The organism is Sphingobacterium sp. UBA7855 (assembly GCA_002500745.1).
Lineage (GTDB): Bacteria > Bacteroidota > Bacteroidia > Sphingobacteriales > Sphingobacteriaceae > Sphingobacterium.
On the sequence record DLST01000006.1, the window covers coordinates 76,084 to 96,834 of the forward strand.

The window sequence follows — 20,751 nt, forward strand, 5'->3', positions numbered from 1 at the left end:
CCAATTATGTTTACAAGACAGAAAGCAATGCTGCTCCCGTCTTTGGCACTTTTTTCTGTTGTCGCATTTGCGCAACAGACTGAAATCCGGGGAAGAATTACGGATAGCGGGACAGCAGCACCTATAGTAGGGGCATCTTTAGTGGTGAAGGGAACCACAATAGCCACCAAGACAAATGAAAAGGGAGAATTTGTCCTTCAGACTTCGGGCAATCAGGGCACATTGGAAATAAGCTATGTCGGCTATGCCTCCCAGGCGATTGCTGTAGCAGGAAGAAAGTTCCTCGATATTCAGCTTGCACCTACCGAAAAAGGGCTCGATGAAGTGGTCGTTACGGGATATCAAACAGAACGGAAGAAGGATTTGACGGGTGCAGTGAGTGTTGTTAATGTTGCTGAGATGATGAAGGCTCCGGAAAATAACCCGATGAAAGCGCTGCAAGGACGGGTAGCTGGTATGACCGTAACTTCGGATGGTAGTCCGAGTGGAGCGGCAACAGTGCGTATGCGCGGAATCAGTTCCATCAATAGTAGTCAGGATCCCTTGTATGTCATTGATGGAACCCCCACACAGGGAGGAATGCACGAGCTCAATTCGAATGATATCGAAAGTATTCAGGTTTTAAAGGACGCTTCTTCGGCGAGTATCTATGGCTCGCGCGCAGCGAATGGTGTTATTGTCATCACAACAAAAAAAGGAAAGATAGGTGCCCCTAAACTTACAGTAGACGCCTATGCTACCAGTACGCATTTTAATAATCGCATGAAAGTGCTGGATGCCCAACAATATGGTCGTGCCTTGTGGCAGGCCACCATCAATAATGGTGGAAACCCTAACGGAAATAATATTGGTTATCAGTTTGAATGGAATAACGACGCAAATGGCGTACCTCAGCTCAATACTGTTTTTGTTTCCAAGTATATCGACCGTGAACATACCATGTACGCTTCTGATACCGATTGGTTTAAGGAAGTTTCAAAACCGGGATTGCAACAATCTTACAATGCGACATTAAGCTCCGGTACAGAAAAGTCCAGTTCCTTTTTCTCCTTAGGTTATTTGCACAACAATGGGACACTCCGTTACACGGATTTCCAGCGGATATCAGCGCGGATGAATGCCGATTATAAATTATTCGATGGACGCTTGGTGGTGGGCGAGAATTTTACGGTAAACAATACCGGTGAAGTGCAGGTACCGGGCGATGTACTTGACCTTTCGTTAAAAGCATTGCCCATTATTCCTGTCCATACAGTAGATGGAATAGGATGGGGTGGGCCATCATTGGGGATGAACGACCGCCATAATCCCATGCGTGTACTTTACGACAACCGGAACAATAAATATAATTATTGGCGGTTGTTTGGAAATGCCTATGCCGATCTACAGCTTATAAAAGGTCTGCATGTCCGCACCAGTTACGGTTTGGACTATAGTAATTTTTACAAACGTAATTTGGAAGTATCCTATCGTTCGGGATTTATGAACAGCAGCCGGAGTGGGGTTAATATGGAACAGTCCCATGGGATGAAGTGGACTTGGTCCAATACGGCGACTTATCGGAAAGAGATTGATAAACATACCTTAGATGTGCTTGCCGGTATGGAAATGAACCGTCAGAATGATATCAATTTTAATGCCTATACTGCCGGAGATGGCGCCTTTGCCATAGAGACACCTGAGTATATGTGGCCAGGTGTGAGTACGGGCACAGCGGCAGTAGGTGGTGGATCTACGGGATTCTCGCTGTTATCCTATTTTGGAAAGGCCAATTATTCCTATGATGACCGCTATCTGGCATCCTTCACCGTGCGGCACGATGGCTCTTCCCGCTTCGGTAAAAATAACCGCTTTGCAACTTTCCCGGCGGTAACAGCGGGGTGGCGGATTTCGTCCGAGCGTTTTATGGCAAGTACAAAAAACTATATTTCGGACCTCAAGCTGCGTGTTGGATGGGGGCAGACAGGTAACCAAGGGATAGGTAATCTGGCTACCTATGCGCTGTTCGTCCCCGAATACGGTGTTGCTGATCCCACATGGAATATCGTGGATGGCACAGCATATGATCTCTCGGGCGCAGGAACGGGAAAATTACCGTCGGGATATCGCAAAATCCAAACAGAAAACAATGACCTGAAATGGGAAACCACAACGCAGACGAATATCGGTTTGGACTTTTCATTGTTTAATCAAAGTCTCTATGGTTCGATTGACTGGTATGTCAAAGCAACCAAAGATATGTTGATCAATCCAGCCTATATCGGTGTGGTCGGAGAGGGCGGTTACCGTTGGGCGAATGGTGCCTCCATGGAAAATAAAGGTTTGGACGTATCGGCTGGATATCGCAATAAAACATCGTTTGGACTGGATTATGATGTGATGGCTGTGTTCTCTACCTATAAAAACAAGGTGACACATTTGCCCGAAGCGGTAGAAAACTCCTATGGAGGTCGTCAGGGGGATAATATTATCGGCCGGCCGCTGGGATCATTCTATGGCTATGTCACCGACGGTATTTTTCAGAATCAGGACGAAGTGGATGCGCACGTCAATCAGACCGGTAAGGGGATAGGGCGTTTACGTTACGTCAACGTCTATGATGCGGACAAGCAGATTACGGATATGGACCGTACCTGGATCGGTAGTCCACATCCTGATTTTTCCTATAGTCTCAATATTGTGCTGAAATATAAAGGGTTTGACCTATCGGCATACTTTCAGGGGGTACAGGGGATAGATGTCGAAAACTGGCTGAAAAAGCAAACAGACTTCTGGAGTGTGGATGACGTCAATTCCAATAAAGGCCTGCGACTGCTGAATGCATGGACACCACAAAATCCAACGTCAACGATTCCGGCCTTACAAACGACAAACAACAATGACGAGGGGCGCCTGTCAAATTACTTTATCGAGAATGGATCTTATGTGAAACTCCGGAATCTATCTCTGGGCTATACCCTGCCAACAGCAACAGCCTCACGCCTGCGTATGAGCCGGCTAAGGATCTATGTGACCGGTCAGAACCTATTTACCGTTAAGTCAAAGAATTTTACAGGTGTAGATCCTGAAAATGTAGGTTGGGGGTATCCAATTCCAACGACCTGGACAGCTGGGGTAAATATTGGATTTTAAAAAGGGGAGAAATAAGGCTATACACTTATAAATAATTTATACGGATGAAAAAAATAACCACTAAAATAGCGATACTTATGGTTCTTGCTGGACTACTTTCAGGATGTACCAAATTTTTGGATCAAACACCCAATGGTGTGCTGAGCTCCGATCAGGTTAAGGAGCCAGAACGATTATTGACAGCGACCTATGCCGCTTTGGGCAATGATCATTATGATGTCCCTTTTAGCTTATGGCCCTATGGTACGGTTCGGTCGGACGATGCTTATAAAGGTGGATCGGGGCCACAGGATATCCAGACCTTTCATTTTCTTGAGGTCTCAAATAACATTACAACCAATTTCGCGGAGTTGGATAAATTATGGTTTCAGTTGTACGTTGCGATTTCGCGTGCCAATACGACAATCAAGACCATACAGGAAATGGACAATTTCGACGGGAAGGAAGAAAAACTTGGTGAAGCACGTTTTCTGCGGGGGCATTTTTACTTTATGCTCAAGATCCTTTTCAAATATGTGCCTTATATCGATGAAAATGTACCAGTAGACAGCTATGAAACCGTATCGAATAGAGCCCTAAGCAACGATGCACTATGGCAAAAGATTGTAGCGGATTTTCAGTATGCGGTAGATCATCTTCCTGCTGTGCAAACGGAGGTCGGTCGGGCCAATCGTATCGCCGCTGCGGCTTATCTCGCCAAAGCTTACCTGTATAAGGGATACCGTCAGGACAATGCCGAACGTAATATGGTGACGGGTATCGATGCGGGAGATTTGGAAAAGGTTGTACAAAATACGGATATTGTGCTTTCATCGAACCATACGTTGGAAACCGACTTTGCATTTAACTTCTTGCCGGGCAAATATGAAAATGGAACAGAGGCGCTGTTTTCAGTTCAGTTTTCAAAAGATGACGGGACAAAATTTGGGCGTGTTAACTTTTCTGATGTGCTATCTGTACCTATGGGGGTGGGCTGTTGTGATTTCAATAAACCGAGTCAAAGCCTTGTCAATGCGTTTCGCACAACGGGTAAAGGTCTACCACTGGATAATTATAATGCGTTGAATAGCTTTAATACCTCCGAGAAGTATGACCCGAGGTTATTCCATACAGTTGCAATCCCGGGCTTACCGTACAAGTATAGTAGCAAAAGAACATACGAAGAAAGCTGGAATCGTAATCCGGCGGAGTATGCTGTTTATGCCTCGTTAAAAGAAAATGTAGATCCCGACTGTGATTGTTTCGTCCCCATGGTTCCCTTCTATGCGAATACAAAGAATCGAATTGTATTGCGCTTTGCCGATGTGCTGTTGATGCGGGCAGAGGCGCTTATCGAGCTGCATCGTTCGGCTGAAGCACTGCCATTGATCAATCAAGTGCGTACGCGCGCAAAAAATAGCACCTCACTTACGGGATATGCAAATGATAAAACGCTGATCGAAACGTACAAAAATGGAGATAATATTGTGTGGACCGAAGAAAATGCCCGGAAGGCGTTACGTTGGGAAAGACGTTTGGAGCTTGCAATGGAAAATGGAAGATTCTTTGATCTGGTACGTTGGGGAATTGCAGACCAGGCCATGAATGCCTATTATGATGTAGAAAAGTCACGTCGATCTTATTATTCCTCGGCACATTTTACAGCAGATAGGAATGAATATCTGCCGATTCCCGAAGCACAGATCAGATTAAGTAAGTATCTGTACAAACAAAATCCAGGCTATTAAACAGGCATTTATTGTTGAACGATTAGCATAACCAATTATTCCAATGAACACATTAAACAATTATATAAAAGTAGGGATTGCCATCCTGCTTATCGGGCTTCTCGCTGCCTGCAAGCGTGATGCGGATAGTACACTCAATTTGAGTGCAGATGTAGATGTACTTTCTTTCAAGGTCGGCAATACCATTGGGAAAGTAGATCAGGCAAAAGGTACCATTCTTGTTATGGTTCCTGAAGGTACAGATCTTTCGTCGGTAGCTCCGACAATTGAATTGCCCAGCAATGCAAAGGTTTCTCCAGCTTCAGGCATCGCCCAGAATTTTTCATTTTCTGGCACAACACCGATTACTTACCGCGTGTTTAATGGTAATCTTTTCAATACCTACCAGGTAACCGTCAAAGAGATCAAAGCAGAAATAACGGCATTCCGCATCGGAGAAAAAGCAGGGATCATTGATCAGAAAAATAAAAGCATTAAAATTTACCTACCCCTGGGGACAGACCTAAAGAATCTATCACCGGCGATAGAATTTACAGCCGGAGCAAGCATAACGCCCAATCAGAGTGGGCCCGTGGATTTAAGTTCCCCCATAAAATACAGCCTTGCCTATATGGGGCAAGTTTTCCAATACACGGTAACTGCCCTATTGGGTACAGAACCCAAACAAATCCTTATGATTTATAATGGCGAAACCAGCGTTCCACATTTCGACGGGTTAGGGGTGAGTACGGTAGATTCACCATATCCCAATCCGAAAAACACTGGAATTAATGCAACACCTTTCTGTGCGTCTTTTGTGCGGGACAATAAAACTGGTGAAGGCTGGCACGGTGGAGCACTCTGGAATGCAAATAAAGTGACGATCAATCCGGCAGAATACGGGCGTTTCTCGATGATGGTATTGAAGGATGTTGCTGGTGATGTGCAATTGGAAATTCAATCGGATGGCGAACAGAATAAAGATTGGTTGCGTGCCAATTATTCGAAAGATCATGTCGGTGAGTGGCAAGAATTGGTTTTTCAGATTCCTGCTGGAAGAAAGGCTATCATTAACAATATACTGGTAATGCCACATGAGCATCCTAATGGGCAGCCCGTGGCATTTCCTACCCAACGGATGTATTGGGACGAATTGAAGGCATTACCCAAAGAGTAATCGAGTACAAACAAAACAAGTTATTATAAAAACAAAAATGATAGCTAATCAGGGATTAATAGAAAGATTTAAATCATGAGACCAAAGATATATTTGCTTCCGACAGTATTCTTGCTCAGCTTGTTGACAAGTTGCAAGAATGGGGACGAGAGTTCGACAGGGCTGGATAGGCCCATGGAAATACTGCCTGTGGACAGCTCTACGGCTTGTATTACGGGACAGGAGGTGGGACCCTATCAAAGGTTCTACAGACCCCAGCAGGGGTTTGTGGGCGATCCAATGCCGTACTACAATGCCAACGATAACAAGTTCTACTTGTTTTATCTCTATGAAAATGCCAACAGGCATCCTATCTATAGCACACGGACAAGTGATTACGGAACATTTGAGGGGTATACCGAAGTATTGTCGTCGGGTGCGGTGGGGAGTCAGGATGAATGGATCGGAACAGGAAGTTTTATTAAAAAAGGAACATTGTATTACTGTTTCTATACGGGGCATAACAATATTTTTACGCCTGCGGAAAAGATTATGTTGGCTACGTCAACTGATTTGATGAATTGGACCAAGCAACCAGCGATGGCGCTGCAGGCTGCCCCGGGCTATGATCGAAATAATTTTCGTGATCCACAGGTTTATTGGGATGAAGGCCGCAATGCCTACGTCATGTTAGTCACGACACGAAAAGACGGAAAAGGAACGCTAGCACGTTATCAGTCGACAGATTTAAGCAGTTGGTCTATGATTGAACCGCTCGTTGCGACCACAGGTACAGTAGAGAAATATGGAATCGAAACAGATGCAGAACTATTGGAATGCCCGGATTTATTTAAAATGGGCAATAAATGGTATCTCTTGTTTTCACGGATCAACCGGGATGAACACCGCAAGACATTTTATCGTGTTGCGGATTCTCCGGATGGCCCCTGGACGATCTGTCGGGATGCCGAAGGTCATCATGAAACCTTTGATGGACTTTATCTCTATGCGGGCAAGACGGCTAGCGACGGTACAACACGTTATCTTTCGGGCTGGTGTTCGACCGGGCAAACAGTAAATAATAACAACGAACTGCCCTGGGCTGGAAATTTAATTTCACATCAGTTGGTTCAGGGAGCTTCAGGACGTTTATATCCTAAAATTCCGGAAGCCCTAAACAGTAAATTCAATAAGGAAGTCGCCTTTGAAAAGCTGAGCAATGTTGGTCAAGTTTCCGAATCGAATAAAACCTATAGTTTGACAGCGCAATCTGGCGGAAGAAGTTATGCACAATTTAACCGGAACATTTCATCCGTGAAAGTGACAATGACGATTGATGCTTCCCAATCCAGCAAATTTGGTTTTTCATTTGGCGCATGTGATGATCCGACCGAAGTATATAGCATTGCTTTTGATCTGACTTCATCCAATCGCTGGAATATGCCCGCACTGTTTATGAACAAAGAGGCACGCAATGGCAGCGGAAGCAAAACAGAACTCAATTTTACGCCACTTACAGTACCGACCAACCGGCTTTTTAACGTGAAAATTATTATCGAAAAATCGATTGGTATCGTATATGTGAATGATCGTGTTGCTTTTACCAACCGGATCTATAAAATGGATCAAAACCCTTGGACTATTTTCGCGGATCAAGGAACAGTAAAAGTGAATGGGTTGAAAATCGAAAAATCTTCCTAACAATTGAGACGATATTTGCCTATTGAAGCGAACAATAACCTAATTAGAAATGTAAACAAAGGAAAAATGATAAAATTAAAGAAATACAGTGTTTTGATGCTCCTGCTAAGTATTTTTGGTACGAGTCTGGCACAGAAAGGACAGCATAAACAAGGGGATCCCGAAGAGAAGTATCGCCCACTTTACCATTTTACCCCACAGCAGGGCTGGATGAACGACCCCAATGGACTGGTTTATCTGAACGGTAATTACCATCTTTTTTTTCAGCATAATCCCGAAAAACCCGTTTGGGGGCCTATGCATTGGGGCCATGCGATCAGTAAAGATTTAATCCATTGGGACGAGCAGAAGATCGCATTGTATCCCGATAGTTTGGGGACTATTTTCTCCGGTAGTGCTGTAATCGATAAAGATAACACGGCAGGTTTTGGAAAAGGTGCTATGGTCGCCATTTTTACCCATCACAATCATCAGGAAGAGGACCGAAAAACAGGATTGCATCAAAATCAAAGTTTGGCTTATAGTTTGGACAAGGGGCTTACCTGGACAAAGTATACAGGCAATCCGGTATTGCCAAACCCTGGTATATGGGATTTCAGAGATCCAAAGGTGATGTGGCATGCGCATAGCCAGCGTTGGATTATGACCTTGGCTACAAAAGATTGTATTACTTTCTATTCTTCCAAAGATTTGAAAACATGGCAGAAGGAAAGTGAGTTTGGCAAAGAGGTGGGTGCCCATGGCGGTGTCTGGGAATGCCCTGATCTTATCCCCATGGATTACAAAGGAGCTACAAAATGGGTTTTGCTGGTGAGCATCAATCCAGGTGGACCCAACGGTGGCTCGGTGACACAATATTTTGTGGGTGACTTTGATGGGCATCAGTTCCGAACAGCGGATACTAAAATAAAGTGGTTGGATTGGGGACCCGATAACTATGCTGGCGTAACCTGGAGTAACCTAGGGGATAGGCACCTGATGATTGGCTGGATGAGCAACTGGCAATATGCCAATGTGGTTCCTACCACAAAATGGCGTTCTTCCTCAACCATACCCCGTGTTTTAACTTTAGGAAAAGTTGGACAGTCGTTCTACGTTGCGAGTACTGTGCCCAAAGAAATTGAAACCGCATTTCGTCCGCTAAAAAAATATCATGGCGGCGGAACGAAGGAAGTTTCGTTCGAGCAACATCTCCCACAAGCGTACCGTTTGGACCTTAAAGATTTGAAGCAGCAGGCTTTTAAAGTCATCTTATCGAATGAATCTGGTGACGAATTGGTTATTGGTTATCGTGAAGACCAAAATGCCTATTATATTGATCGTTCTAAGTCCGGTGAAGTGTCTTTTAATGGAGATTTCTCAAAGACAGCTTTGGCACAAAGGCTGCTAAATAAGGGAGCACTTTCTTTCAGTTTGTATGTTGATGTGAGCTCTGTGGAACTTTTTGCAGACGGGGGGCTAACGGTAATGACTGGTTTATTTTTTCCAAAAACGCCGATAACCAAGCTGCGTATCGTGGGCGATAAAAAGCTGGAGTTTCAGGAAATCGGTATTTCTGCATTTAAGAGATAAGAGCTGGATTTTTGCCATTAAAGCGATCCTTGATAAGACAAGGATCGCTTTATGCTTCGCTACCTGGTCTTATTTTCGAGGTGCAAGTGTGCTGGCATTAGTGTGGGGAAAGTCCACGCAAAATGATTTTTTTTGTAAACTATTGGACGGTACATTGAAAGATACGGATCAAATTTCGATGTATTATAAATATCCTTCATGGCCTCAAAGAGATTGGAGGGCCAAACTCCTGCTGTCCTGTCTAGCATGTCAACGTCCGGATTTTTAAACCAAGGCCATTCAGTTGGATGTTGATTGTAATAATATAAATAGTCAAGGGCCTGCCTGACCGATTTTCCATCCTTCGTGGCGGTAAATAGGTCTTCTCCCGTGGCATTGTGTATGCACCACATGGAGGCTGTCAATGGTGCTAATGAAAAGTAGGTGTACCATAAACCTTTCTCACCCCGTTTTACTTCCTCAATAAGATGACCATCAGCTGCGATCTTTTCGAAAAGATCAGCCTTGATCAAGTCTATTGTAAAAGAAAGCTCTTTTTGGTCATCAAGAAAGTTTGCCGAAAGTAGATTCGCAAACCTCGCCCAATCCGCAATATTATTGGATCTTTCGCGTAAGAAATGTGTCGCTTTTTGATAGACATTGATGGTCCAGACCTTAAAATGATCACGATCTTTCTTCGCCCAAAGGGGATCGTGTTTAAGTAATTCGGCAGCAATCATTAATCCGGCTCCCGCATAAGAAAGCACAACCGGTCCGTCAAACTGACTGTATTTTTTATTGATTGTGGCCCAGGAGTTAATAAAATATAAGGCTTTGGATGCATACTTTTGCTCACCGTTTAAGGTATACGCCAAGGCCGTACAATAGGCAGCGAAAGCATCCGCATGGAGCTTTTTTGCCATAGCACGTTGGCCTTCTTTATCGCTATAAAAGCCAGGTACACTAAAATCTTCAACTGCATGATGGTCAGTTAATAAAAGAGAATCGGCCAGCGTAACCAACTGCTTGTATGCCGCATATACCGGTTCGGATTTTTTGTTGATTTGTGATTTAACATAATTGATCTGGGTAATGGGGTGCATTAAGGATTGCCCATGACCATGTGAAGTCCAAATAAATAGGCAGATTATAAACAAGGTCAATCTTATTTTTAAAAATTGGATGGTTTGAGCCTGTAGGCCAAAAAATAAATATATGAAATTTTGCATGGTTCTAAATGGATACGTTTATCGACTGGTTTCGTAGCTATGGGGGGATTAGCTACTGCAAATTAAGAAAAAAATAACATAAGTTTACTGGTGTTCAGAAATTTCATTTGAATTATTGCAGCGAAGTAATTAACTTCATGCCTAGAATAATCAATTATGGACATCAATCAAAATCTGCCTGAGAAGGAACTCTTGTGCCAACTCCATCATGGAGATATGCAGGCTTTTGATATCTTGTACCATCGTTATAGCCAGATTATCTATGCCAATATTCTTAAGTTTCTGAAAAATGAAACTAGTGCCGAAGATTTACTTCAGGATGTTTTTCTACGTATCTGGGAAAATAGGTCAAAAATAGATCCTGAACAATCTTTTGCAGCATTTCTATTTACCTGTTCGCGTAACATCACATTTAATTTCAAGCGACGCCTGAAATTGGAGATGGAATCTGAAGTTCAGCTCGCCTATGGCGCATTGGAATCTGAAAATACCATTGATAAGGTGCTCGATTCCAAGGAGGCCATGGTCTTGGTAGAAGACTTGTTGAGCAGATTGCCCACACAACGCCAAAAAATATTTAGGTTATCTAAGCTTGAAGGTAAGAGCTATAAGGAGATTGCTGAAGAAATGGATATTTCTATTGCTACTGTTCGTGACCATATTGTTAAAGCAAATAAATTTATCCGACATGGTGCATTGCAGGACAATGGCTTCTCGGTCCTACTAATGATTCTGCTTCTGCATGCTGCAAATTAATTTTTTTTTCTAGAGCAGACCTTTATGCTACGAAGTGTGTATTTACTAGTAAAAATACAGCTCAGTGGAGACCAATAAATCTAAAATAGACCAATTACTTCAAAAATATAAAGAAGGGAACTGTTCGCTTGAGGAGATCGAATGGCTACAGCATGCGCTTTCTGCTACCGACATCGGGGATCAGGATGCCATCGATCAGGCTATAGTCACTAGTTTGCTCCAGCCTTCTTCTGCAGGAAAAATGAGTGAATCCAGGCAAAAAATAGTGCTCGGAAATATCAAAAAGCAAATTCAGCAAGGCACAGAGGAGCGCGATAAACCTAAGTTTTCAATCGTTTGGCCCTATTGGGCTGCGGCGGCTTGCCTATTGCTCTTTATTTTTACAATGCTATTTTGGCAGCAACAGACGAGTCCTGTTCAGGCAGACATTAACCTCGTGAGGATGCAAGATACAACGGGTGATGTTGTAAATCCTGGCGGAAACAGTGCTACCCTGCGTTTAGCGAACGGCACACTTTTAGAACTCGATAAACAGGCATCGGGAATTGTGATGGGAGAAAGTATTACCTACGAAAATGGAAAGTCTATCGCTGCTGCCGCATTAGATAAACAGGCGATGGCGGCAGATCCAAGTAAGCTTGTATTGGAGTTAGCCACTCCGTTAGGAGGCATATACCAGATTACTTTACCCGATGGCACAAAAGTATGGCTCAATGCGGGCTCTTCGCTAAAATATCCGATGAGCTTTGCCAAAAATGAACGAAGAGTTAGTTTGGAAGGCGAGGCCTTTTTTGAAGTGACGAAAGATAGCGCACGACCTTTCAAAGTGCTGAGTAAAGGACAGGAAATTGAGGTGCTCGGGACTGCCTTTAACGTCAATGCTTATCCCGATAATACAGCGATTAAAACGACTTTAGTCAATGGGAAGGTTAAATTATCGAACGATAAACGATATTCAGAAGCAATATACCTGCTGCCAGGCCAGCAATCGACCAATACCAATAACGGAAAAATACAGCTCGCAAATGTGGATACAGCACCTTTTACCGCCTGGAAAGAAGGTTTGTTTTATTTTGACGAAACACCGCTTGCGGATGCACTACAGCAGATTGGTCGCTGGTATAATGTTGAAGTGAAGTACAAAGGCGAGGTACCGCAAACACATTTCTATGGTCGTATAAAACGAAGCAAGCCACTTCGCGACGTACTTGACGTATTGGAAGAAGGTGGGTTGCGTTTTGAGCTGAGCAAAAGCGATGAAAAGAATATCCTATATGTTAGACCGTTGTAATTAAAACCCTAAATAAAGATGAAAAAAGAAATGATCATGGATTCCACTTAATCCGGAAAAGGGTATAAGCAAAACAAAAAGGGCAGTGCTGGGGGGCACTGCCTTGAATTGGATGCATATACTTACAAGTGTTGCCCAAAGGCAAATTTTTGATAACCATTTATAAATAACATACAAACCGTACAAACATATGATTTTTTATCCATTTGTTAGGCTACACCCGTGGAGTTTAACTTTACGAAGTATACTGATTATGAAATTGATCGTACTCATTTCTTTACTGACCGCGATGCAGCTGTTTGCGGAGGGAAATGCGCAGACCATAAACCTAACCGCTAAGCATGTTACCTTAAATCAGGTGATGCGCGATATCCAAAAACAGAGTGGTGTTAATTTTTTCTTAACTGGCAAGTCATTGGCTCAGGCACGTTTGTCAGTCAATATACAGCATGCCAAATTGGAAGATGCATTAAATGCTATCGTAGCACCTTTGGATCTGGAGTGGATCAAAAAAGATGAGGTGATCGTGATAAAACCCAAAAGAAATCCGCCAAATACCGAACGCAAAGAAGTCCTGCAGCGGAGCATTGCTGGTAAAGTTGTTAATGGCAAAGGACAAGCCCTGGTAGGAACAACCATTACAGTGAAGGGAGCTAATATTTCCACGGTCACGGACCAGGATGGAAGGTTTACAATTCAGTTACCGGCGGCAAATGGCACTTTGGTATTTTCAAACGTCGGCTATCAACGTTTGGAAAAAAGTGTCACTGGAAATGATGAATTAGCCATTGTACTTCAGGAGGAGGTAAGTGGTCTGGATGAGGTGGTTGTCGTAGGATATGGAAGCCAGAAACGCGCAAATGTAATTGGTGCCGTATCAACCGTGAACGGAAGTTCGGTAGAGAATAGGTCAACCTCCACACTTAGTTCTTCACTGGCTGGACTCGCGGCGGGCGTTAACGTACAGGCCACAACGGGAAAACCAGGTGCAGACGGTGCTAGTATACTGATTCGTGGAAAGGGAACTTTAAACAATACGTCCCCCTTGGTTGTGATCGATGGTATTGTCGGATCTATGGATGCCGTTAATCCCAACGATGTGGAATCAATTTCGATTTTAAAAGATGCGGCAACAGCAGCGATCTATGGATCTTTGGGGTCGAATGGCGTTATTTTAATTACGACAAAAAAGGGAGCCAAGGGAAAAAATAATGTGTCTTATACAGGCATGGTTTCGATGTTGCGCCCCAATAATGTACCCGAATTTATTACCGATTACGCACAACATATGCGCCTTGTTAATGAAGGCTTCAAAAATTTAGGGCAAGCGGCTGTTTATACTGATGCAACAATCAACCTCTGGGAAGAAGCGAAGAAAAATCCAACAGGATTAACTGAATTTGGTATTCCAAATGAAGTCGCATATCCAAATACCAATTGGGGTGATGTGCTTTTTGGACAACGCAAACTTTTACAAAATCATAATCTTTCTCTAAATGGCGGCAGCGAACAGACGCAATACCTCTTTTCAGTGGGCTATTTCAACAATCCGGGGACGATGCCCGAAACAGGAGCAGACAAGATACGTCTGCGTATTAACTTACAGTCTAAAGTTGCCAAGTTTTTAACTGTGGGTACCCAGACCTTTGGCGATATGCAGAATTTGAGCGTCGCCGATGTGGTCACAGCATATTCTTATCTGACCCAAACTGTACCTGGAGTTTATCCTTTTTACAACGGGGTCTATGGTTTCCCGGCTGCTGCCGAAGAATCGGCTACCGCAAACAATGCCTTGGCTTTTCTAAATGGAATGGGTGGAAAGAACCAGGTCAATCGATTCAATACCACAATATTTGCGAAGTTAAATCTCATGAAAGGCTTGGAGTTTGAATCAAGGGTAAATTATAATCATGCCTATACCGAAACGAATTCGCATCAGGTGCCTTATGAAAAATGGAATTTTGCAACCAACAAATTAAGTACGGCAGCGCTATCTGCGGGACAAATAACTACCCAGTATGGGTTAACCAAGAGCTACAATGTGATCGTTGATAATGTATTACGTTATTCAGGATCTTTTGGTAAACACGATGTGGGCGGCATCTTGGGGTATAATGAACAGTATTTTAACCAATATAATATCGGGGCGGCCAAACTTGGGCTTGTGCATCCAGACCTGACAACATTTAATTCGGCGACGACAATGAGTTCCATTACGGGTGATGAGCTTGACTACGGGTTGCGGTCCTTTTTTGGTCGCGCAAATTATGCTTACGCTAATAAATACCTTGCGGAAGCGGTGGTACGGTACGATGGATCATCTCGATTTGGAACCGCCAAACGCTGGGGGCTCTTTCCTGCATTCTCTGCGGGATGGCGTATTTCGGAAGAATCTTTTATGAGCCCACTTAAATCTTTTGTGAATGACTTGCGAATAAGGGCATCGTGGGGGAAAACCGGAAATAATGCCTCTCCGGGTAATTACGATCATCTTCCCTCGTATGGTACGGTAAACTATTCATTCAATAATCAGGCTGTTCGTGGTTTGGCACAGACTAAACTAGGAAACGATCTTTTACACTGGGAAACGACCACAACAACAAATGTAGGTTTTACAGCCACGGCATTGAAAAATAAATTAACAGTCGAATTTGATGCCTACCGTGCTTATACCGATGGAATCCTATATGTTCCGACCATTCCAGCCACAACTGGAACCGCTACAGCGGCAACGATGAATATTGCCGAAGTTAGCAAGCGGGGGATTGAATTGACGCTGGGATACCAAGATAAAATCAACGGTTTTAACTATGGAATATCGGCCAACTTCGCCTATAATACCAATCGGGTAGAAAAATATAAAGGAGCATTGTCGGAGGGCTATGTAACGGATGCGGCAGGTAATCGTGTTTACCAGTCCAATATCGGTATGGTTTCCAATGGTGTCAACCAGCGTATTTTAGAAGGGCATGAAATCAATGAATTTTACTTGTACAATGTATACCGAGGTTCGGGAAGCCATTTTTTAGCGGATGGTTCTGTCGATAAAAATGGAGGGCCGCGCGACGGTATGATCCGGACGGAACAGGATATGGAATGGTTGAAGGCTATGGTCGCTGCTGGCTATTCATTTCAGCCTGCCGATGGCATAGACCCTACCAAGATATGGTATGGTGACTTGATTTATTCGGATATGAACGATGATGGTATCTACGGGAACGTTTATGACCAAAAGTTTATGGGCAAAAGAGAAACTCCTGCATTCAATTATGGCCTCAGTATCAACATGGCCTATAAAGGATTCGATGCATCCATGATTTGGTCTGCTTCTTCGGGTATGTCGTATTACTGGAATGAACTCTATCTCAATTCATCCATCGTTGCGCAGGGAAAATCGGTACCGGCATTGGTCGCAAATGACCATTACTATTATAATGCCGCAAATCCTTCCGATCCCAACAACCGGATAGCTGGTTATTATCCACGCTTAAAAGGAGTCACAGATGCACAGAATGGACGTAACAGTGATTATTATTTGTATAACGCTTCTTTTGTGAAACTACGTAACCTACAATTGGGGTATTCGCTTCCAGAAAGCTTAGCCAACCGGCTATCAATTGCAAAACTACGGATCTATTTAGCGGGTGAAAACTTGCTGACATTTACGAAATATCCTGGTTTAGATCCTGAGATAGGTTCGACAACAAATTACCCTTCAATGCGGCAATATTCACTGGGTTTGAATCTTACTTTTTAATTCGGATGACAATGAAAATGATGAAAAAAATAATAGCAATTGTATTGCTAACAAGTATATTGGGTTGCAAAAAAGATCTTTTGGATACTTCCCCCTATTCATCGGTCTCCACCGCAACGATGTGGACAACCGACAATTTAACTGATTTAGGGATTGCGGGGATCTATAGTTCCTTTCGACTCTTAATGGGGCATAGCGGACTGATCTCACCTTATGAACTTTATCAGTTTGACCGTTTCTCCTATACTGGGCAGGCACGTTTTGATGAACCCTTATTGACCGGTACCATCACCGCCGGTGATCCCTTATTTGTGAATGTTTGGAAGATTCAATATGAAGGTATCCAACGTGCAAACGATGCCTTAAAGAATATTCCCCTAAAATCGCCTTCTACAGCGGAAAAAAAAGCGAAATATATTGCGGAAGCTAAATTTCTACGTGCTTACTTTTATTTTCGGCTCAATCAGCTCTACAAAGGGGTTCCCATCTACCTTGAGCCGTTTACTGCAGCCGAGGCCATCAAAGGACGTAGTTCGGAAGATGATGTCTGGAATCAAATCCTGGCAGACTTGAACGATTGTATCGCAGAAACTAATTTTCCGGATCGTTATCCTGCAGGGAATGCGAATTATGGACATGCAACAAAGGCGGCAGCTTATGCCTTACGGGGTAAAGTTTATCTCTATCGAAAAGATTGGACAAAGGCTTCGGCAGATTTTCAAAAAGTAAAAGATGCTGGCCACACACTTTTTGGAGATTATAAAGCTTTGTTTAAAGAAGCTAATGAACAGTGTCCTGAGATGATTTTTTCTATTCAGCATCGGAGTGAGTCAGGCTATGGAAATAATATGCAATTGTTTTGTGGTTGGCCCTCGGTTTATTCGCGTGGCTGGAATTATTACATGCCTTCGCCACATTTGGTCGATCTCTATGAAAATAACGATGGTTCTAAGTTTGAATGGGATAAAATTATTCCCGGATACAGCGGTCTAACCGAAAATGAAAGGGAGGTGTTTTTTCTGCGCAACAATCTCACGGAGGCCGAGAAAACTGCAGCAGCGTTGAGAGGTGCAAAGATGAGTCTTTATCTACCGCAAGGCAATGAGGAGCGTATAAAAAAAGCCTATGAAAATCGTGATCCCCGTTTGCAGGCCAATGTCGTGACGCCTTATTCGACTTTTAGGGGTGCCTATAATTTTACGAATGTTGAAAGTCTTCAATTTATGCGCTGGCCATTTCGCGGGCAGGCGCAGGTAGACGGCGATATTCAGAGTGATACACAGATCAATTTTTTCTATTTCTATCGAAAATTTGTCGCTGAAGGAGTCAATGAGATTGTGGATCGCAATTATGGTCCTATCGATTTTCCGATTTTCCGCTATGCTGATATTTTATTGATGTGGGCCGAGGCCTTGAATGAAGAAGGTAAATTAAATGAAGCAATAGCAAAAGTTAACGAAGTTCGTCAGCGTGCGGGAGTAGCACTTTTAAATTCCAATGCTGCAACTGCCGTTGGCGGGAAGGAGGACTTACGCCTACGTATTCGTAATGAACGTCGGGTTGAGTTCCCGAATGAAGGGATCAATTACTTTGACGAATTGCGCTGGGGAACCTGGAAAGAGAAGGTGTTTCAAGCAGGCAATGGACGTAAGCAGGTTTGGGGGACAAATGTTGGGAATTATAGCTATAAGGGTGACTTTTTGAACGTATGGCCTATCCCGACCTCAGAAATACAGATGAACGTAAACCTGGTGCAGAACCCAGGTTGGATCGATTAGTTTTATGGATATAAAATGAACTTAAACATGATTTTTTTTAGATATAGCCTATACTTTATTTATTTTTTGAGTTTTTTTTATCCTTTTTTTCTACGTGCGGATACAAGCGATATGGTAAAAAAGGGATTTGATTTGGCCCAGCGGCAGTACGCTTTGTTGTATGACGATCATAGCGATCTGCGTAAGTATCCACGATCGGCAGATCCGACGGGAAAAACAACTTTTACAGATATCCGGGACTGGACGGGTGGTTTTTGGCCAGGCTGCCTTTGGTATGTCTTTGAGTATACCGGCAAGGATCAATGGCGGGACGCTGCACTAAAATGGACGAATTCATTACGCCAAAATCAATATAATACGCAGCACCATGATATTGGTTTCGTGATGAACTGTAGTTATGGAAATGCCTATCGGTTAACTGGTGATACTACATTCAAATCAATTTTAATCCAGAGCGCCAAATCGCTATTGACACGTTTCAATCCGAAGGTTGGTGCAATTAAGTCTTGGGATACCTTTTCCTCTTGGGATGGTAAACATACGTATGAATTCCCTGTCATTATCGACAACATGATGAATTTGGAACTTCTTTTTTTAGCTTCCAAATTATCCGGGGATTCTGTTTATCGTAATGCCGCTATTCGACACGCCGAAATGACGCTGAAAAATCAATATCGCGCAGATTACAGTTCTTATCATGTGGTTACCTATGACCCCAATACCGGTGCTGTATTGAGCCGGGAAACGGCACAGGGTTTTTCGGACAATTCCGCTTGGGCTAGAGGGCAAGCCTGGGGATTGTATGGGTTTGTTGTGATGTACCGTGAAACAAAGGACCCTAAGTTTTTACAGGCTGCGCTAAAAATGGCTGAGTTTTATATAAAGCATCCGCGCCTGCCTCAAGATAAGGTGCCACAATGGGACTTCGATGTAAATCAAGCGGGATTTGTCCCAAACTGGAATTATCGTAAAGCAGATTTTGAGACTATTCCACGGGATGCGTCGGCAGCGGCCGTCACTGCTTCGGCATTGCTGGAACTGGTTGACTACATGGGAACTGGACAGCAACAGGAATATTTGGATGTCGCCGAAGCGATCTTGCGCTCATTGGGTTCACCGCAGTACTCCAGTGCGGTTGGAGCAAACGGTTTGTTTGTGCTGAAACATAGTGTAGGCAGTATTCCGCATCAAGGGGAGATTGACGTCCCGCTAGTGTATGCAGATTATTATTATCTAGAAGCATTGATGCGCTGGAACAAGCGAAACCATCAGCTTACACAATTGATGAACGAATGGGGGGAGATGAATAGACAGAAGGCAAAGGCATTAAAAGATTTTCAGCAGCAGAAATTTGGTCTATTTATCCATTGGGGGCTGTATGCTATTCCGGCAGGGATATGGAATGGGCAAAAAATGGAAGATTTGGGTAGCCCGAGTGTTGCTGAATGGATTCAACTGGTTGCAAAAATTCCTCGGTCTACTTATGCAAAATTGGCGGATCAATTCTCCCCGCAATCTTTTGATGCCGATAAAATTGTTAAAATGGCCAAGGACGCAGGGATGAAGTATCTTGTTGTGACGAGCAAACATCACGACGGATTTGCCCTCTATGGTTCAGCGGTTAGTTCATTCAATAGCAAGCAGGCTACGCCCTTTAAACGCGATATCATTCAGGAACTTTATGATGCTTGTCTTCGGCACAAACTCGATTTTGGTATCTATTATTCACAGAATATCGACTGGCGGGATGGTAGCGACGGGCAATATGCGGTAACAAAGGCACAGCATGATCTTGTTCATGCCAAAACCGATGCTTTTGGTGCCAATCTTTGGGATCCCAGCGAAAATTCTTTCGCTTCGTATCTCAACGAAAAAGCAATTCCTCAGGTAAAGGAAATTTTGACGCGGTTTAAACAGTTGAAATATATCTGGTTTGATATGCCGGGATTGATGACTGCAGAACAGAGCTTTCGATTCTATAAAACTGTGTATGATTGTAATCCACGTGTTATTGTCTCCGAGCGAATTGGCAATGGTATGGGCGATTATGCCATTCCTGGAGATAATCGGATTCCTGACTCTTCTGAGCGTTTTACCAGGCCTTGGGAAGCCATTGGAACATTCAACCATTCCTGGGGCTATAAATCTTATGACCACGATTGGAAAAATGTGGATGAATTAAGGTATTGGCTCCTTGAAATTGTCAGTAAAGGAGGAAATTATATGCTTAATATTGGTCCAGATGCACAAGGAAATGTAGCCACACCGGTAAAGAAAAATCTTGCTATCTTAGGGAAATGGTTGCGGTTCAATGCCGAAGCGGTTTATGGGACATCGCCCTGGACCATCGCGCATGAGGGACCAACAACAGTTCGGATAACAGATACCGAACAACGGGAAAGGGAAGGATTTAAAGTATCATTTACAGCCTTGGATTTTTGGTTTACTCAGAAGAATGATTTTGTATATGCGATGGCTCTTGTAGTACCCAAAGATGGAATCGTTAAGGTACAGTCCCTGAACCAGAATAAGGCTAAAGTGAAATCAGTGGAAATTCTAGGGTTTGGTCAAATCGATTTCCAGCAGGATAACCATGGATTGCAATTGAAATTACCCAAGAAGATACAAAACAGTAGCTTGGGCTATGCGCTAAAAATAAAACTAGGCTAATCCAGCTATTAGCTTTATCAATTA

At 43.3% G+C, this 20,751-nt stretch carries 11 protein-coding genes; 10 read left to right on the forward strand and 1 reads right to left on the reverse strand.

What is annotated here, in order from left to right; genetic code table 11:
- Nucleotides 1-6 precede the first annotated feature (6 nt).
- The 5 genes from B2107_RS04230 (at nt 7) to B2107_RS04250 (ending at nt 9,267) form a co-directional block, all read left to right on the forward strand.
- Nucleotides 7-3,132: a SusC/RagA family TonB-linked outer membrane protein gene (locus tag B2107_RS04230; RefSeq protein ID WP_293953443.1), complete on the forward strand. Its 3,126-nt coding sequence runs from the start codon at nt 7-9 to the stop codon at nt 3,130-3,132.
- A 44-nt stretch (nt 3,133-3,176) separates the two neighbouring features.
- Nucleotides 3,177-4,859, forward strand: a complete 1,683-nt coding sequence (locus B2107_RS04235) for a RagB/SusD family nutrient uptake outer membrane protein (RefSeq protein ID WP_293953445.1) — start codon at nt 3,177-3,179, stop codon at nt 4,857-4,859.
- A gap of 43 nt (nt 4,860-4,902) precedes the next feature.
- Nucleotides 4,903-6,015, forward strand: a complete 1,113-nt coding sequence (locus B2107_RS04240) for a hypothetical protein (RefSeq protein ID WP_293953447.1) — start codon at nt 4,903-4,905, stop codon at nt 6,013-6,015.
- A gap of 75 nt (nt 6,016-6,090) precedes the next feature.
- Nucleotides 6,091-7,695, forward strand: coding sequence for a glycoside hydrolase family 32 protein (locus tag B2107_RS04245; protein ID WP_293953449.1), 1,605 nt, complete (start codon nt 6,091-6,093; stop codon nt 7,693-7,695).
- A gap of 66 nt (nt 7,696-7,761) precedes the next feature.
- Nucleotides 7,762-9,267, forward strand: coding sequence for a glycoside hydrolase family 32 protein (locus tag B2107_RS04250; RefSeq protein WP_293953451.1), 1,506 nt, complete (start codon nt 7,762-7,764; stop codon nt 9,265-9,267).
- A 59-nt stretch (nt 9,268-9,326) separates the two neighbouring features.
- On the opposite strand, the gene B2107_RS04255 is transcribed toward B2107_RS04250, so the two are convergent.
- Complete coding sequence (locus tag B2107_RS04255) at nt 9,327-10,475, reverse strand: alginate lyase family protein (protein ID WP_293953453.1); 1,149 nt, start codon at nt 10,473-10,475, stop codon at nt 9,327-9,329.
- A 156-nt stretch (nt 10,476-10,631) separates the two neighbouring features.
- Between B2107_RS04255 and B2107_RS04260 the strand changes: the two genes are divergently transcribed.
- The 5 genes from B2107_RS04260 to B2107_RS04280 all read left to right on the forward strand — a co-directional run bounded on the left by B2107_RS04260 (nt 10,632) and on the right by B2107_RS04280 (nt 20,727).
- A complete protein-coding gene (locus B2107_RS04260) occupies nt 10,632-11,231 on the forward strand; it encodes an RNA polymerase sigma-70 factor (protein ID WP_293953455.1) in 600 nt (199 codons plus the stop codon).
- Between the two features lie 64 nt (nt 11,232-11,295).
- On the forward strand, nt 11,296-12,522 hold the full coding sequence (locus tag B2107_RS04265) for a FecR family protein (RefSeq protein ID WP_293953457.1): 1,227 nt from the start codon (nt 11,296-11,298) through the stop codon (nt 12,520-12,522).
- 253 nt (nt 12,523-12,775) lie between these two features.
- Nucleotides 12,776-16,279 carry a SusC/RagA family TonB-linked outer membrane protein gene (locus B2107_RS04270; protein ID WP_293953459.1) on the forward strand — a complete coding sequence of 1,168 codons (3,504 nt, stop codon included), beginning with the start codon at nt 12,776-12,778 and terminating at the stop codon, nt 16,277-16,279.
- 20 nt (nt 16,280-16,299) lie between these two features.
- Nucleotides 16,300-18,057 (forward strand): RagB/SusD family nutrient uptake outer membrane protein, encoded by a 1,758-nt coding sequence (locus B2107_RS04275; RefSeq protein ID WP_293953461.1) that lies wholly within the window; start codon nt 16,300-16,302, stop codon nt 18,055-18,057.
- Between the two features lie 111 nt (nt 18,058-18,168).
- Nucleotides 18,169-20,727, forward strand: coding sequence for an alpha-L-fucosidase (locus tag B2107_RS04280; protein ID WP_293953463.1), 2,559 nt, complete (start codon nt 18,169-18,171; stop codon nt 20,725-20,727).
- Nucleotides 20,728-20,751: the final 24 nt, after the last annotated feature.

Coding starts and splice junctions, on each gene's coding strand:
- B2107_RS04255 (WP_293953453.1), bottom strand. CDS start 10,475: ATGCAAAATTTCATATATTTATTTTTTGGCCTACAGGCTCAAACCATC.
- B2107_RS04270 (WP_293953459.1), top strand. CDS start 12,776: ATGAAATTGATCGTACTCATTTCTTTACTGACCGCGATGCAGCTGTTT.
- B2107_RS04240 (WP_293953447.1), top strand. CDS start 4,903: ATGAACACATTAAACAATTATATAAAAGTAGGGATTGCCATCCTGCTT.
- B2107_RS04230 (WP_293953443.1), top strand. CDS start 7: ATGTTTACAAGACAGAAAGCAATGCTGCTCCCGTCTTTGGCACTTTTT.
- B2107_RS04250 (WP_293953451.1), top strand. CDS start 7,762: ATGATAAAATTAAAGAAATACAGTGTTTTGATGCTCCTGCTAAGTATT.
- B2107_RS04275 (WP_293953461.1), top strand. CDS start 16,300: ATGAAAAAAATAATAGCAATTGTATTGCTAACAAGTATATTGGGTTGC.
- B2107_RS04235 (WP_293953445.1), top strand. CDS start 3,177: ATGAAAAAAATAACCACTAAAATAGCGATACTTATGGTTCTTGCTGGA.
- B2107_RS04260 (WP_293953455.1), top strand. CDS start 10,632: ATGGACATCAATCAAAATCTGCCTGAGAAGGAACTCTTGTGCCAACTC.
- B2107_RS04280 (WP_293953463.1), top strand. CDS start 18,169: ATGGTAAAAAAGGGATTTGATTTGGCCCAGCGGCAGTACGCTTTGTTG.
- B2107_RS04245 (WP_293953449.1), top strand. CDS start 6,091: ATGAGACCAAAGATATATTTGCTTCCGACAGTATTCTTGCTCAGCTTG.